Here is a 14,785-nt window from a genome sequence, read left to right as displayed (position 1 = left end):
GCGTGGACAAGAGTTTTCTGGACTGGCCGTTTCTGGAGCCCCATCACAAACAGTTGGCGCAGGAGCTGGAGGAGTGGGCAAAACAACACCTTACCAAGCTGGACCATGAAGACACGGACACGGCCTGCCGCAAACTGGTGCGCAAACTTGGGGAAGAAGGCTGGCTCACCTATTCCGCTGTTGACCCCAATGACCCGCAGGACCGGCTGGACGCCAGATCACTCTGCCTTATCCGCGAAACTCTAGCTCGCCATGATGGACTGGCTGATTTTTCTTTTGCCATGCAGGGGCTGGGCACGGGGGCTATTTCCCTGTTTGGAACCTCCCGTCAAAAGCAGGAGTGGCTGCCGCTGACCCGCTCCGGGCAGGCCATTGCCGCCTTTGCTCTCACCGAGCCTGAATCCGGTTCGGACGTGGCCAGCAACACCATGACAGCGCGCCGAGACGGAGACCACTTTATTTTAGAGGGTGAAAAAACATGGATCTCCAATGGCGGTATTGCCCATGTTTACACGGTGTTTGCCCGAACGGGGGAGGGCACCGGCTCAAAAGGCATGTCCGCCTTTGTGGTACCTGCCGATACTGCTGGACTTGAGGTGGTGGAGCGGCTGAACACTATTTCTCCGCACCCGCTGGCGCGGCTGCGCTTTAACCGCTGCCGGGTGCCGCGTTCTACCCTCTTGGGGGAGGAGGGGCACGGCTTTAAAGTGGCTATGTCGGTGTTGGATGTGTTTCGCCCCACGGTTGGCGCGGCGGCGCTGGGTTTTGCCAGACGGGCGCTGGATGAAGCCTTGTTCCGCTGCTTTAACCGCGAGATTCAAGGCGCGCCTTTATTCAGCATGCAGATGGTGCAGGGGCACATTGCCGAAATGGCGTTGGATGTGGATGCAGCCGCCTTGCTCATTTACCGTGCCGCCTGGGCCAAGGACAGCGGCGCGCTGCGGGTGACCCGTGAAGCGGCCATGGCCAAACTATTTGCAACCGATCAGGCACAGCAAATCATTGATAAAGCGGTGCAGCTGCACGGCGGTGAAGGGGTTGCCTGCGGCACCACAGTGGAGCGGCTTTACAGGGAAATACGGGCGCTTCGCATTTATGAGGGTGCCTCGGACGTTCAGAAAGTGATCATTGCACGCCAGACCATGGCGGCCTTTCAGGGAGGGTGACATGCTGGGACCAAGCGCGCACAAAGATGAATTTTCCCGCAATAACTTGCCCCCGATGGCTGAATGGCCTGACTTCCTTCTCGATGAATTCCAATATCCAGACTATCTCAATGCTGCAGTGGAGCTGACTGATGCCATGGTGGGTAAAGGGTTTGGAGACCACATGGCCCTCATAGGCAATGGACGACGGCGAACCTACAAAGAACTGACAGACTGGACCAACCGCCTTGCCCATGTGTTGCAAGAGGACTTGGGGGTTGTGCCGGGCAACCGTGTGCTGATCCGCTCCGCCAACAATCCGGCCATGGTGGCATGCTGGCTGGCGGCAACCAAGGTGGGCGCGGTGGTGGTGAACACGATGCCGATGCTGCGGGCCGGAGAGCTGAAGAAGATTGTCGACAAGGCCGAAATCTCCCATGCGCTTTGTGATAGCCGTCTGCTGTATGAGCTGGAACAGTGTGCGGCCCAATGCCCTCAGCTTAAAACTGTGGTGGGCTTTGATGGCACATCCAACCACGAGGCTGAGCTGGACAGACTGGCCCTTGAAAAGCCCGTGCGCTTTGAGGCCGTGAAGACGGGGCGCGATGATGTGGCCTTGCTGGGGTTCACCTCAGGCACCACCGGAGCCCCCAAGGCGACCATGCATTTTCATCGCGACCTGATGATTATTGCCGATGGCTATGCCCGCGAGGTGTTGGGGGTGACGCCGGAGGATGTGTTTGTGGGCTCGCCGCCGCTGGCATTTACTTTTGGTCTTGGCGGACTGGCCGTCTTTCCCTTGCGTTTTGGGGCCGCAGCCACACTGCTGGAAAACGCATCGCCTCCCAATATGATCGAGATTATTGAAAAATACCGCGCCACCATTTGCTTCACCGCGCCCACGGCCTATCGGGCCATGCTTTCCGCCATGAAAGAGGGGGCAGACCTTTCCTCATTGCGTCTTGCTGTTTCTGCGGGCGAGACTTTGCCTGCGCCGATCTATGCGGAGTGGCTGGAAAAAACCGGTCGGCCTATGTTGGACGGGATTGGGGCGACCGAGCTGTTGCATATTTTCATTTCCAACCGGCAACAGGATCATGCTCCTGCCTGCACAGGTAGACCTGTGACAGGCTATGAGGTGAAAGTGGTTGGCGAGAACGGAGAGGAATTGCCACGCGGAGACGTGGGCCGCCTTGCCGTGCGCGGGCCAACAGGATGCCGATATCTGGCAGATGAGCGGCAGAAGAACTACACGCTGGATGGCTGGAATATTACGGGTGATGCCTTTTCCATGGATGCGCAGGGCTACCTGCATTTTGCCGCCCGCAATGATGATATGATCATCTCCTCAGGCTATAATATCGCTGGGCCAGAAGTGGAGGCGGCGCTGCTTGCCCACCCCCATGTGAGCGAAACGGCGGTGATTGGGGTGCCCGATGAGGAGCGCGGCTCCATTGTGGAGGCCCATATTGTGCTGCGGGATGGAGTGGATGCCAGCGAGCTCACTGCCAAGACCCTGCAGGACTTTGTCAAATCCACCATTGCTCCGTTCAAATATCCCCGTTCTGTGAAATTTCGCGCCGAGCTTCCCAAGACCCAGACCGGAAAAATTCAGCGGTTCAGACTGCGACAATGAAAGACGTAGGCTGGCGAGAAGCTCAATCACTATTTGAGAAATTATCGTTTGAAACTATTGGTAGTATGAGCCAGTTTTAAAAAACTAATAAGTGGAGGGGATTAGGATGAAGAAGAAGACACTGGGCATTGCCCTGTCCGCCCTTATGTTGGCAGCAGTGCCAGCACAGGCGCAGCTGGATGAAGCGGTGAAAGTGGGCATGATCACCACGCTTTCGGGCGGCGGCGCTGGTCTTGGCATTGATGTGCGTGACGGGTTTATGCTGGCTGTGAAAGAGGCGGGCAACAAATACCTTGAAGTGATCATTGAGGATGATCAGCGCAAGCCTGAAGTTGCTGTGCAGTTGGCCGACAAACTGATCCAATCGGAAAAAGTGGATGTGTTGACGGGCATTATCTGGTCGAACCTTGCCATGGCGGTTGTGCCAGCGGCAACGGCGCAGGGCAAGTTTTACCTTTCTCCCAATGCAGGGCCTTCACTGCTGGCGGGAAAGGGCTGCCATCCTAATTATTTCAACGTCGCATGGCAGAACGACAACCTGCATGAAGCAGCCGGTGCTTATGCCAGTGATGCAGGCTTTAAAAACTCCTTCATGCTGGCCCCAAATTATCCAGCGGGCAAAGACGCTTTAACGGGCTACAAGCGCTTTTACAAAGGGGAAAAAGCCGGTGAAATTTACACCAAGCTGGGGCAAACAGACTATGCAGCCGAGATTGCCCAGATCAGGGCGTCTGGCGCGGACAGTGTTTATTTCTTCCTGCCCGGCGGCATGGGCATTTCGTTCCTCAAGCAGTATGCAGGTTCGGGCGTGGATATTCCGGTGGTTGGACCGGCCTTCAGCTTTGACCAAGGCATTTTACAGGCCGTGGGGGATGCTGCCCTTGGTGTGAAAAACACATCCCAGTGGAACAAGGACTTGGACAACCCTGCCAACACAGCATTTGTGGCGAACTTTCAAAAAGAGTATGGCCGTTTGCCATCCCTTTATGCCAGCCAAGGCTACGACACAGCCAACTTGCTGCTCAGCGCTATGAAAACCGCCGGTATTCAAGACAAGGACGCATTTCGGGCCGCTTTGAAAAAGGCTGACTTTGCCTCTGTGCGCGGGGACTTTTCCTTTAGCTCCAACAACCACCCAGTGCAGACCATTTATGTCCGCGAGGTGGTGAAAGAGGGCGATGTTTACACCAATAAAATCGTCGCCACCGGCCTTGAAAACCATGGGAATGCCTATGCGGCATCCTGCAATAATTAAATGGAATAGGTCAGGCAGTGGCAATCTGCCTGACCCTTTTGAAGGCTTTTTTCATGTCCATCGTTCTTTTGTTGGAGCAGCTCTTAAATGGTCTGCAATTCGGGATCATGCTGTTTTTGATGGCGGCTGGCCTGACCTTGGTGTTTGGGGTGATGGGCCTTATTAATCTTGCCCATGGCTCACTTTATATGATTGGCGCGTTTGCAGCAGCGGCAGTTGCTGCGGCAACGGGGTCGTTTGTGCTGGCCCTGGCCGCAAGCTTAGCGGCTGCAGCGGCAAGTGGTGCGCTCATTGAAATTCTTGTGGTGCGCCGCCTTTATGAGCGGGATCATCTGGACCAAGTGTTGGCAACCTTTGCGCTTATTCTCATATTCTCGGAAGGCACCCGCTGGCTGTTCGGCTCGTTTCCTTTGTTTCTGGATGTGCCCTCTTATCTTTCCGGCGCGGTGATGCTGCCCTTTGGCATTGAGTACCCACTTTACAGGCTTGCCATTATCGGGGTGGGGTTTGTGATTGCGGGCCTTTTGTTCCTGCTGGTTTCTAAAACGCGGCTCGGTATCCAGATCAGGGCAGGCGAGGCGGACAGGGAAATGATCGCGGCCTTGGGCGTGGATATTTCCAAGCTCTACACAATTGTGTTTGCCCTTGGAGCCGCGCTGGCGGGTCTTGCGGGGGCGCTTGTGGGGGCAATTCAGTCTGTGCAGGTTGGTATGGGCGAACCGGTGCTTATTCTGGCATTCGTGGTGATTGTGATTGGCGGCATTGGCTCCATTAAAGGGGCGCTGATCGGCTCCATTGTGGTGGGCATGACGGACACATTGGGCAGCCTGTTTTTGCCCATGGGCCTTGGTGTTTTCATGGAACCTTCTTCTGCGGCCTCCGTTGGCGCGGCGCTGGCGTCTATGTCGATTTATATTGTTATGGCAGGGGTTTTGCTTGTTAAACCTTCCGGCCTTTTCGGGAGAGCTGCGTGATGACCCGCGAAGTGGTTTTAAACTGGGCGCTGGCTCTGGCCCTTCTTGCTGTGCCTTTGGGGGCATTTGCCATGGATGAGCCCTATATTATCACCTTATCCACCAAGGTTGCTATTCTGGCTCTTGCGGGCGTGGGACTGAACATAGCGCTGGGTTTGGGCGGTCTTGTGAGCCTTGGTCATGCTGCATTTTTCGGCCTTGGAGGTTATGCCATGGGCATTTTGGCAAGCCATGCGCAAGCCTATGCACCGTTGATGGAATGGCCCTTTTTGCTGGAAGGAACCAAATCCATGCCCATCATCTGGCTGGCGGCGGTGCTGGTGAGCGGGCTGGCGGCGCTGCTTATTGGTGCCTTGTCTTTGCGCACTTCGGGTGTTTATTTCATCATGATTACGTTGGCCTTTGGGCAGATGATTTACTATTTCGCCATCAGCTGGCCTGCTTACGGGGGCGAAGACGGGCTTTCCATTTACGTGCGCAACAGCTTCCCCGGCCTGAATACGCTTGTCCCTCTTCAGTTCTTCGCAATTTGCTATGGCCTGCTCATGGTGGTTCTACTGTTTGCCTCAAAACTTGCCAGTTCTCGCTTCGGCCTTGCGCTTGCAGCTGCGCGGCAAAACGAGGAGCGGGTGGAGACCGTTGGCATCCAGCCCTACACCGTGCAGCTGATCGCCTTCGTGATTTCAGGGGCCATCACCGGTCTTGCGGGCGCTTTGTTTGCCGACCTCAACCGCTTTGTGAGCCCCACCATGTTCAGCTGGCAAATGAGCGGGGAGATTATGGTCTTCGTAATTTTGGGCGGGGTGGCGCGTCTTTATGGTCCCTTGGCGGGGGCTGCCCTTTATATCATGCTGGAGCATTTTCTAGGGCCTGTGAGTGAGTATTGGCAGATACTCCTCGGGCTGCTGTTGTTGCTGGTGGTGCTGTTTGCTCGTGGAGGGCTGATTGGCATGATGAGCGGGCGGAGGATTGCCCATGCCTGATGTCATTTTGGAAACCAAAGGCATTTGCAAAAGTTTTGGCGCTCTAAAAGCCAGTGACAATATTTCTCTGGATGTGCGGGCTGGAGAAATACATGCACTCATTGGCCCCAATGGGGCGGGCAAATCCACCTTGATCAAACAGCTTGCCGGTTCGCTGAAGCCCGATCGCGGTTCCATCCATTTCTTGGGGCAGGATGTGACAGGGCAAGGAACCGTGGAGCGGGCACGCATGGGCTTTGGCCGGACGTTTCAGGTCTCCGCCCTGCCCATGGACTTTACCGTTTTAGAAAACGTAGTGCTGGGCGCTATGGGGGCAAGTAAAAAGCCCTTTCGGTTTTTTAAAAATGTTTTGAAAGACCAAGACCTTCTGGAGCAGGCACACAGTGCCTTGGAGCGGGTGGGACTGGAAGATGTGGCGGGCATGCGGACATCGGAAGTGTCCCACGGCCAGCGCAGACAGCTTGAAGTGGCCGTGGCGCTAACGGCCAAGCCCAAGTTGTTCTTGATGGATGAGCCCATGGCAGGTGTGGGGGCAGAGGGCTCCAAACACCTGACCGAACTGCTGTCCGGCTTGCGGCAAGAGGCCCCTATTCTTCTGGTGGAGCATGACATGGAAGCGGTGTTTCAACTGGCCGATCGCATCTCTGTGCTGGTTTATGGCCAAGTGATTTCCAGCGGCAGCGCGGCAGACATCAAGGGGGACGCGCAAGTGCGCAAAGCTTATCTTGGGGAGGATGCGTAAATGGCTCTTCTGGAACTGGAAGCTGTGAGCGCCTTCTATGGCAAAGCGCAGGCGCTTTTTGATGTGTCGTTTCAATTGGGGGAGGGGAAATTGCTGGCGCTTATGGGGCGCAACGGCATGGGAAAATCCACCTCCATCAAAACCATTTGCGGCATGCTGCCCGTGGGGTCTGGTCAAATTCGTTTTGAGGGCAAAAGTCTGCGCGGTGTTCCCTCCCACAAAGTTGCCCGTCTTGGTATTGGACTGGTGCCCGAAGGGCGACGGTGCTTTGCGGGTTTGAGCGTGGAAGAAAACCTGATGGCGGCGGCGCGAAAAGGCCATTGGACCTTTGAGCGAGTGGCAGACCTTTTTCCAAGGCTAGCCGAGCGGCGCGGGCAGAATGCGGCCTCTCTTTCAGGAGGAGAACAGCAGATGCTTGCCATTGGCCGCGCCTTGATGACCAACCCGCGCCTGCTCATCTTGGATGAGGCAACCGAGGGGCTAGCCCCTGTTGTCCGTGCTGAGATCTGGGGGGCGATTGCGCGTTTGAAAACCAAAAGCGGGCTTTCTTTGCTGGTGGTCGATAAATCTATGAAGGAGCTGTCCCGTGTGGCGGACCAAGCCGTTATTCTGCAAAAGGGCTTGAGCGTGTGGAGTGGAGATTTTGCCGCGATCACGCCGCAGGTCACGCAAACCTATTTGGGAGTGTAAACCGTGGCCTATGTGGTTCATCAAAAAGTTCTGTTCAAGCACTGCGACCCGGCGGGCATCGTGTTCTATCCGCGCTATTTCGAAATGATTAACGACTGTGTTGAGGCGTTTTTTTGTGATGTGGTCAAGGTGCCCTTTGAAGAATTACTAGTGAATGCTGGGGTGCCAACCGCGCAAATTTCCGCCGATTTTACTGCTCCGAGCCGACACGGGGACCAATTGGAAATTCGAGTGAACCCAAAGAGTGTCGGGCGGTCCAGCCTGCAATTGGAGTTTGTGGGGCAATGCAGTGAACAAGCCCGATTCACTGCGAACGCCCGACTTGTTTATACGGATGCAGCTGGCAAGTCAGCCCCATGGCCGGATGACATGCGGGCGCGCATTAACGGGGCAATGGAGGAGGCAAAATGACCAATCAGATCGTCGAGCCAGAGGGGTGGCTTCCGGCTAAAGGCTATGCCAATGGGGTTCTTGCGCACAGTGGCCTGTTGTTTGTTGGCGGGCAAATTGGCTGGAACAGCCAGCAGGAGTTTGAAACGCACGACTTTGTCGAGCAAATGGAGCAGGCCCTGCAAAATATCAAGGACGTGCTGCAAGAGGCTGGGGGCGCGCCGGAGCATATCACCCGCCTTACATGGTATGTGATTGACAAACGAGAGTATCTGGAACGGCAAAAAGAAGTGGGAGAGGTTTATCGCCGCGTGATGGGGCGGCACTTTCCGGCCATGACCATGGTGGTTGTCGCAGGCCTTATAGAAGATGAAGCTCTGCTTGAGATTGAAGCAACGGCGGTTATTGCTCCGTGAAAGCTGCATAAATTGGAATATTTTCTTGATGTCGAACTACATATTTTACTTCTCGCGATCCGGCAATAGCCTGCGGGCTTCCATCGCACTTGAGCTCTCTGGAGTTTTAGCTGAAAGCTGCTTCATTGATCTGAAGAAAAAAGAGCACAAGGCGCCGGAATTTATGCAGGTAAATCCGGCGAGGACTGTGCCGGTATTGGTGAAAACGGGGCAAGGTGGTCAGCCTTCAATGAAGCTTACCCAGTCCGGTGCAATTATGGATTTCCTGCTGGAAAAGTACCGCCCCGATCTCATTCCTGAAGCTCTGGAGGCGAAAGCAGAGGCGAGGGCACTCGTTTACAGCGCTGTGAGTGATATTGCCGTTCAAAATGCGCTCTCCTTTTACATGGGCGAGTATGGGGGGGAGCGCAGGGAGAATACCGCGTTTTTGAATTCACGCCTTCTCGATTCTGTACGGGCGTCGTTTCAGCCAGTGGAGGAACAGAAATATCTGGGAGGGGCGAGGCCCAATATAGCTGATTACGCCCACTTGCCGGTGATTTATATGCGCGAAACATTTTTGACAAAGAGCCGGGATACAAAACCAATCATAAGCTGGATGTACCGGATGCTGGAAGAACCCGCTGTTACCCGTGCGCTTGAATATGCCGGATATCAGCGGGAAGATTGAGAGACATTATTCAACCACTTCCTCTACCTCTTGCTTTTCAATAATGTTTTTCAAATACCAGCGATAGGTTTGGGCGAGGCCCTTCTCCAGCGGAGTGGAGGGGCTCCAGCCCAGTTCCTTCAGTTTTTGCGAGTCGATCAATTTACGCGGGGTTCCATCCGGTTTGGACAGGTCCCTTTGGATGTAACCATTAAACCCCACGGTTTTAGAGATTTTTTCTGTCAGCTTAAGAATGGACAGGTCTTCTCCAGAGCCGACGTTGATGGGTGTATCTCCATCGTAGTTTTTGAGCAAAAACACCAAAGCGTCAGCCAGATCATCCACGTAAAGAAATTCCCTGTGTGGGGCGCCGGTGCCCCAAATATGCAGGGTTTTCTCATCGTTTGTTTTTGCTGAATGAGCCTTGGCTAATAAGGCTGGAAGAACATGGCCGGTTTCAAGATCAAAGTTATCGGCTGGTCCATAAAGGTTGGTGGGCATTGCGCTTATATAGGAGCATCCGAATTGCTTACGGTAGCTTTCCACCAGCTTGAGGCCTGCAATTTTTGCAATGGCGTACCACTGATTGGTGGCCTCCAGAGGCCCTTGCAGCAGGGACAACTCTTTGATGGGTTGGGGCGCAAACTTTGGATAGGCGCAGCTTGAGCCCAAAAACAGCAGGCGTTCCACATCGGCCTCATGTGCGGCGTGAATGATATTGGCCTCAATCATCAGGTTCTCATAGAGGAACTCCGCCGGTTGCCGGTCATTGGCTAGAATTCCCCCGACCTTGGCAGCCGCAATGATGATGATATCCGGTTTGTTGGTTTGTAGAAAATTTTCTACCGCGCCTTGCCGCGTCAGGTTCAGTCTTTTGCGTGAAGCCGTTAGAACTTCGCAGTCAATGCGTTTTAAGCGCCGCAGCAGGGCGCGGCCTACCATGCCCGTATGGCCTGCTATCCAAATTCGCTTACCTGAAATATCATAGTTCATTAATAGCGATCCCTCCGGTTGCCTTCTTTTTCTATTGTGATGAGGTCGGCTGCGACCATGTCTTCCACCAGCTCTTGAAAACTGACCTGTGGTTTCCAACCGAGATGCTCTCTGGCTTTTGTGGCGTCGCCCAGTAAATGATCCACTTCAGCGGCTCTAAAATACCGAGGATCAACGGCCACGAGCACCTGATTGGTACGCCGGTTGATACCCTGCTCCTCAACGCCGCTGCCTTGCCAGCACAGGTCGATGTCAACAGATGCAAATGCGGCTTCCACAAACTGGCGAACACTGTGAGCCTTGCCCGTTGCAAGTACATAGTCATCGGGTGTGGGGTTTTGGAGCATGAGCCACATGCCCTTCACATAATCGCTTGCGTGGCCCCAATCCCTTAGTGCATTCAAATTGCCAAGGTAGAGTTTGTCCTGAAGCCCCTTGCAGATGGCAGCGACTGCCCGCGTGATTTTGCGCGAGACAAAAGTTTCTCCCCGCTGAGGGCTTTCATGGTTGAAAAGAATGCCGTTGGAGGCGTGCAGACCATAGGCTTCGCGGTAATTGACTGTCGCCCAGTAGGCATAGAGCTTTGCTGTTGCGTAAGGAGAGCGGGGAGCAAAGGGGGTCTTCTCGTTTTGCGGGGTTTCTTGTGCCTTGCCGTAAAGCTCTGATGTGGAGGCTTGATAAAAACGGGTCTTGTTTTCCAGACCGAGTAAACGCAGGGCTTCCAGCAGGCGCAAGGAACCGAGACCATCTGCGTTGCCGGTGTACTCCGGAGTTTCAAAGGAGACCTGCACGTGGGACTGGGCCGCCAGATTATAAAGCTCATCGGGTTGGGTCGCCTGTACAAGGCGAATCAGATTGCTGCTGTCTGTCATGTCTCCGTAGTGGAGGTGGAAGCGCACATCTCTCTCGTGCGGGTCCTGATAGAAATGATCGATTCTGTGAGAGTTGAAAGAGGACGCGCGCCGCTTTATCCCGTGAACCTCATAGCCTTTTGCAAGAAGAAACTGGGCCAGATAGGCCCCGTCCTGTCCGGTCACGCCTGTTATCAAAGCGGTTTTTGCCAACAAATATCCCCTAGTAGATTACTTGCGAGGTTGTGAGGGGATTTACTGACCGTTTGGAGACGGAAGACTGGTTTGCGGCCTTGAACGCGAAATATTGGAGAAACACCAATCTTCTGAACTTCCAGCAAACCCCCTGTGAGAAAGAACCTAAAGGGTCACGCGTGATCAGCAATGGTGAAAAGTTGGAGCCATGATATTAAAGGGGCTCCCCTTGCAATTGGTATGCTATTGAAAAGTCGAAATATGTGCCTGTGACATTTGACACAATATAAAAACGTAGGGGGTATAAGTAAAGGGGGGATGCCGGATGAAGGGCGGAGAGGGTCGTAATCCCCCTCCGGTCTATGCGTACTAGGTGCTATTTAGTGCCATAGAACTGGCGGTACCAGTCCACAAAGGCAGCGACGCCATCTTCCACCGATATGGCAGGTGTGAAGCCGGTGAGTGCCTGAAGCAACTCTGGCGAGGCATATGTGCTGGGTACATCCCCTTTTTGCATGGGCAGCATGTTCAGCTGAGTCTTCTTGTTCAGGCAGGATTCAATTGTCTCGATAAACTGCATCAATCCGTAGGGCTGGCCACCTGCAATATTTACCGCACGCCATGGCGCAACCGGAGATAAAGTGTCTCTGACTTCGTCGTTGACAAGGGGCTGACCCGCCTTTGGAGGGGTCCCCATAAGCCGGACAATACCTTCAATGATATCATCAATATAGGTAAAGTCCCGCCCCATATCACCGTGCCCGTAAACGTCGATCGGGCTTCCTTCTTCAATGGCTTTGACAAACTTGAATAAAGCCATGTCAGGACGCCCCCAAGGGCCGTAAACGGTGAAGAAACGGCAACAGGTGGTCGGCAGTTTCCACAAATGGGAATAGGAGTGCGTCATGGCCTCCGTCGCCTTCTTTGTGGCGGCGTAGATGGTCAGGGGGTGGTCTGTGGCATCTGTTTCATAAAACGGCATTTTTTCGTTGCCGCCGTAGACCGAGCTGGTGGAAGCGACCAATAGGTGCTTTGGAGTATGCCGACGGGCAGCTTCCATGACATGAAAGGTGCCTTCCAGGTTAGAACTGACATAGGTGTCCGGGTGCTCAAGGCTATAGCGAACCCCCGCCTGCGCTGCCAGATGAATGATGATATCTGGCTTACATGCGTCCACCGACGCATCAAACGTGTCTTTATCCTCCAGCATACCCGTATGGTGTTGGTAGCCATTGGTTTTTTCCAGCAGGGCTACACGGGCCTGTTTCAAGGTAACATCATAGTAGTGGGTCATGCCGTCATAACCGTCCACCAGATACCCTTCGGCCAACAGGCGCTTGGCTAGGTGAAAACCGATGAAACCGGCAGTACCGGTGATAAAAACCTTCTTTAATGCGTTCACGTCGTGGGCCTTGTTAATCTTTCTTATGCAGGTGTTATATTCAAACTTTTTTAGAAGGCCATAAAAAACCGCAGAGAAGTTTTACTCGTTTCGCCAAAAGCATAAATTACTTATTGGTAAGGTTGTATCATTTTGTCTTAGAGTAGTCACTCGGTGACATGCAGTGACACTTTTGCCGGTTTTTGGATATTTTTCTACGACAATTACCTCCTACATTCAAACTCATCCAAGCGACAAGCCACCACAGACCTCGCCTTGGAGTTAAAAGGAGATTTTTCGATGAAAGTATTTGGATCAACTATTTTAGCTGCAACTACGCTTGCTCTGGCTGGAACTTCGGTCGCGTCTGCTATGCCGGGTAATGGCGGCTTCATGCAAGGCAAGCCTGCCCCCTATGAACGTCTGTTCGACCGTTTCGACAGGAACGGTGATGGCTCTTTTGACCAATCGGACGTTAATCAGGTTGTTAAAGAAGAGTTCACGCAAATCAACCGCTCTGGCGGGGATGGATTTACACTGGAAGACTGGCAGACTTACAAGGCAACCAAAAACGACCCCAAAGCCGTGCGCATGTTCCAGCGTTTTGATACAGATGGAAACGGGCAAATCACCCGTGAAGAGTTTGTAGAAGTGGCAACAGACGCTGCCAATCGTATGAATGAGCGGAAAGAACGGGCAAAGGGTCCACGAAACGAGCGTGGTAAAGGGCACGAAAAGCACATGCGTGGTCATGGCGGCGGGCACAAGCACGGTCTGAAAGCGTTTTTCGCTCAGGTTGATACCAATAATGATGGCAAAATCAGTGCAGACGAAATTGCAGTTGTTGCCGACCAAGTCTTTGCTAACGGCCCGCTAACTTTGGAAACCTTCAAACCCGTTGCAGCCCAGTTCAGCAAGCCAATGAGTGTTCGCTCATTCCAGCGCATGGATGCCAATGGCGATTTGCAGGTAACCTTTGAAGAATACTCAAAGGGCTATGACAATTTTGTTGAGCGGATGGACCGGAACAACGACGGTGTTGTGACCAAGGCCGACCTGAAGAAGCATAAAAAAGGCAAGGGCGGCCATGGTCCGCATGGAGAGCGCAAGGGAAAATAAGCTGGAGTGGCAGTACAAACGGTCCGGCTCACTGAGGCATTCAAACTCAGGACTGTGAACTGTACCCAGTTTAAAAGAGGTTCCTATCTGGAACCTCTTTTTTAGCTGAACAGTGGAATTAAGCTAAAAAGGGCGAGCCCGATCAGGACCGCCAAAACGAAAATGTAGAGAACTTTTGCGAGCTGGTTTTGAAAAGGGGAGCGCCTCCCCCCTTCTAGGTCAGGATCAAGAGGAAGCTTTCTTTCTCTGACACCGAGACGGTGGAATTTTACGACCTTTCCCATTCTTCTTGCTTTCGTGGAGTACACTAGTTTTTAGGTGGGTGTTTTTCACGAAAATTCAATGGATGAAAGGGAGGGAAAATCCCGTTGGCATTACGTTTTATCCCATTTCCCGCGCACTGCCGCTGATGCGGATGCTTGTACCTTTTTCGGAAGGAATTTGCGCTGTGATGAGAGATTTCATGCCCATATCCTCGCCCTGAGTGATGTGGATCTGCCCCTGATGGGGCCAACCGATATCTCGCAGGTAACCTGAAAAGGCTGAGGCTGCGGCTCCTGTTGCCGGGTCTTCGAAAACGCCAGCGGAAGCAAAAGCATTGCGAACATCGAAGCTTTGATCATCGCGGGCGTAGACCAGCATGATAGTCGCCACCTTTTGCGTGTGCATGAAGGCTTTGCCCCGCTGCAAGTCATAGGACAATCGGGTGAGAGTACGGCGATCATTTACCGCAAGAAAAAGATGATCGGAACCTCCGTGAATACGGGCGGGGGACAGGCGCTCGTCCAAGTCAGAGGGGGCGAGAGAGAAGAGGGTGAGAAGGTCACTTACACTCTGTTCATCCAGCTTTTTACTGTGGGTACTTGGAGATTGCAGGGCCACTTGCATGGTATCCTCCTCCACCCAGCTTTCAACGCTGATTTCGGCATTATTCAAAGTGAGAGGGTAAACTTTAGGGCCGTACATCCGGCCCAGAACAGCTCCAAGTGCAATGGTGGCATGGCCACAGAAGGGGACTTCTGTTTCCGGTGAGAAATAGCGGGTTCGGTAACTCTCACCATTTGGCGCGCGGGCGGCAAATACAGTTTCGGAAAATCCAACATCGGCGGCGATTTTCTGCATGACAGGCGCGCTGGGCAGGATTTTTGCAACGACAACACCTGCTGGATTTCCACCTACACCACTGTTGGAAAATGCTGCAATTTTCCAAACTTTCAAGTTTGTTTCAGACATTTTGTTCTCCGTAAATTCTTGATATTTAAAGCGTAGCCAAAAAATTTTAGGTTTTGAATTTATAGATGAAGGCAACCGGGCTAATTTTCCTATAAAACTTAGGCATAATACTAAAATCGCTTTGGATGCGAAT

Annotated in this window: 16 protein-coding genes; 11 read left to right on the top strand and 5 right to left on the bottom strand. The window is 53.3% G+C overall.

Going from position 1 to position 14,785, the window contains the following annotated elements; all coding sequences use genetic code 11:
- Positions 1–2 precede the first annotated feature (2 nt).
- The 10 genes from P6574_RS15770 to P6574_RS15725 all read left to right on the top strand — a co-directional run bounded on the left by P6574_RS15770 (position 3) and on the right by P6574_RS15725 (position 8,901).
- Complete coding sequence (locus P6574_RS15770) at positions 3–1,166, top strand: acyl-CoA dehydrogenase family protein (RefSeq protein ID WP_310621221.1); 1,164 nt, start codon at positions 3–5, stop codon at positions 1,164–1,166.
- A gap of 1 nt (position 1,167) precedes the next feature.
- Positions 1,168–2,781 carry an AMP-binding protein gene (locus P6574_RS15765; RefSeq protein ID WP_310621220.1) on the top strand — a complete coding sequence of 538 codons (1,614 nt, stop codon included), beginning with the start codon at positions 1,168–1,170 and terminating at the stop codon, positions 2,779–2,781.
- Positions 2,782–2,926: 145 nt separating this feature from the next.
- The gene (locus tag P6574_RS15760) at positions 2,927–4,036 is read left to right on the top strand and encodes an ABC transporter substrate-binding protein (protein WP_405048154.1); all 1,110 of its coding nucleotides are present in this window, start codon (positions 2,927–2,929) and stop codon (positions 4,034–4,036) included.
- 53 nt (positions 4,037–4,089) lie between these two features.
- Positions 4,090–5,010, top strand: a complete 921-nt coding sequence (locus P6574_RS15755; RefSeq protein ID WP_310622178.1) for a branched-chain amino acid ABC transporter permease — start codon at positions 4,090–4,092, stop codon at positions 5,008–5,010.
- Positions 5,010–5,993: a branched-chain amino acid ABC transporter permease gene (locus tag P6574_RS15750; RefSeq protein ID WP_310621218.1), complete on the top strand. Its 984-nt coding sequence runs from the start codon at positions 5,010–5,012 to the stop codon at positions 5,991–5,993. The genes P6574_RS15755 and P6574_RS15750 overlap by 1 nt, the downstream gene beginning before the upstream one ends.
- Positions 5,986–6,735, top strand: coding sequence for an ABC transporter ATP-binding protein (locus P6574_RS15745; RefSeq protein WP_310621217.1), 750 nt, complete (start codon positions 5,986–5,988; stop codon positions 6,733–6,735). Before P6574_RS15750 ends, P6574_RS15745 begins: the two co-directional genes overlap by 8 nt.
- On the top strand, positions 6,736–7,425 hold the full coding sequence (locus P6574_RS15740) for an ABC transporter ATP-binding protein (protein ID WP_310621216.1): 690 nt from the start codon (positions 6,736–6,738) through the stop codon (positions 7,423–7,425).
- 3 nt (positions 7,426–7,428) lie between these two features.
- Positions 7,429–7,836 (top strand): acyl-CoA thioesterase, encoded by a 408-nt coding sequence (locus tag P6574_RS15735; RefSeq protein WP_310621215.1) that lies wholly within the window; start codon positions 7,429–7,431, stop codon positions 7,834–7,836.
- Entirely contained in the window at positions 7,833–8,231 is a 399-nt protein-coding gene (locus P6574_RS15730; RefSeq protein ID WP_310621214.1) for a RidA family protein, read from the top strand. The genes P6574_RS15735 and P6574_RS15730 overlap by 4 nt, the downstream gene beginning before the upstream one ends.
- Positions 8,232–8,259: 28 nt before the next feature.
- Positions 8,260–8,901, top strand: coding sequence for a glutathione S-transferase family protein (locus P6574_RS15725; RefSeq protein WP_310621213.1), 642 nt, complete (start codon positions 8,260–8,262; stop codon positions 8,899–8,901).
- A gap of 6 nt (positions 8,902–8,907) precedes the next feature.
- Here the strand turns inward: P6574_RS15725 and P6574_RS15720 are convergent, their stop codons facing one another.
- The 3 genes from P6574_RS15720 to P6574_RS15710 form a co-directional block, all read right to left on the bottom strand.
- Positions 8,908–9,873 (bottom strand): GDP-L-fucose synthase family protein, encoded by a 966-nt coding sequence (locus P6574_RS15720; protein WP_310621212.1) that lies wholly within the window; start codon positions 9,871–9,873, stop codon positions 8,908–8,910.
- Entirely contained in the window at positions 9,873–10,940 is a 1,068-nt protein-coding gene (gene gmd / locus P6574_RS15715) for a GDP-mannose 4,6-dehydratase (RefSeq protein ID WP_310621211.1), read from the bottom strand. The genes P6574_RS15720 and gmd overlap by 1 nt, the downstream gene beginning before the upstream one ends.
- A gap of 355 nt (positions 10,941–11,295) precedes the next feature.
- Complete coding sequence (locus P6574_RS15710) at positions 11,296–12,321, bottom strand: NAD-dependent epimerase/dehydratase family protein (RefSeq protein WP_310621210.1); 1,026 nt, start codon at positions 12,319–12,321, stop codon at positions 11,296–11,298.
- A 279-nt stretch (positions 12,322–12,600) separates the two neighbouring features.
- On the opposite strand from P6574_RS15710, the gene P6574_RS15705 reads away from it, so the two are divergent.
- On the top strand, positions 12,601–13,419 hold the full coding sequence (locus tag P6574_RS15705) for an EF-hand domain-containing protein (protein WP_310621209.1): 819 nt from the start codon (positions 12,601–12,603) through the stop codon (positions 13,417–13,419).
- Between the two features lie 101 nt (positions 13,420–13,520).
- On the opposite strand, the gene P6574_RS15700 is transcribed toward P6574_RS15705, so the two are convergent.
- Together P6574_RS15700 and P6574_RS15695 are read right to left on the bottom strand one after the other, a co-directional pair.
- Positions 13,521–13,703, bottom strand: coding sequence for a hypothetical protein (locus tag P6574_RS15700; RefSeq protein ID WP_310621208.1), 183 nt, complete (start codon positions 13,701–13,703; stop codon positions 13,521–13,523).
- Between the two features lie 97 nt (positions 13,704–13,800).
- Positions 13,801–14,637 (bottom strand): PhzF family phenazine biosynthesis protein, encoded by an 837-nt coding sequence (locus P6574_RS15695; RefSeq protein ID WP_310622177.1) that lies wholly within the window; start codon positions 14,635–14,637, stop codon positions 13,801–13,803.
- Between the last annotated feature and the right edge of the window lie 148 nt (positions 14,638–14,785).

This window comes from Pseudovibrio sp. M1P-2-3 (assembly GCF_031501865.1).
In the GTDB taxonomy this organism is placed as follows: Bacteria; Pseudomonadota; Alphaproteobacteria; order Rhizobiales; family Stappiaceae; genus Pseudovibrio; species Pseudovibrio corallicola.
The sequence above is the reverse complement of the archived record's forward strand: the minus strand, read 5'-3'. Positions and strand labels throughout refer to the sequence as shown.

Coding starts and splice junctions, on each gene's coding strand:
- P6574_RS15700 (WP_310621208.1), bottom strand. CDS start 13,703: ATGGGAAAGGTCGTAAAATTCCACCGTCTCGGTGTCAGAGAAAGAAAG.
- P6574_RS15755 (WP_310622178.1), top strand. CDS start 4,090: ATGTCCATCGTTCTTTTGTTGGAGCAGCTCTTAAATGGTCTGCAATTC.
- P6574_RS15765 (WP_310621220.1), top strand. CDS start 1,168: ATGCTGGGACCAAGCGCGCACAAAGATGAATTTTCCCGCAATAACTTG.
- P6574_RS15730 (WP_310621214.1), top strand. CDS start 7,833: ATGACCAATCAGATCGTCGAGCCAGAGGGGTGGCTTCCGGCTAAAGGC.
- P6574_RS15760 (WP_405048154.1), top strand. CDS start 2,927: ATGTTGGCAGCAGTGCCAGCACAGGCGCAGCTGGATGAAGCGGTGAAA.
- P6574_RS15705 (WP_310621209.1), top strand. CDS start 12,601: ATGAAAGTATTTGGATCAACTATTTTAGCTGCAACTACGCTTGCTCTG.
- P6574_RS15725 (WP_310621213.1), top strand. CDS start 8,260: ATGTCGAACTACATATTTTACTTCTCGCGATCCGGCAATAGCCTGCGG.
- P6574_RS15740 (WP_310621216.1), top strand. CDS start 6,736: ATGGCTCTTCTGGAACTGGAAGCTGTGAGCGCCTTCTATGGCAAAGCG.
- P6574_RS15750 (WP_310621218.1), top strand. CDS start 5,010: ATGACCCGCGAAGTGGTTTTAAACTGGGCGCTGGCTCTGGCCCTTCTT.
- P6574_RS15745 (WP_310621217.1), top strand. CDS start 5,986: ATGCCTGATGTCATTTTGGAAACCAAAGGCATTTGCAAAAGTTTTGGC.
- P6574_RS15720 (WP_310621212.1), bottom strand. CDS start 9,873: ATGAACTATGATATTTCAGGTAAGCGAATTTGGATAGCAGGCCATACG.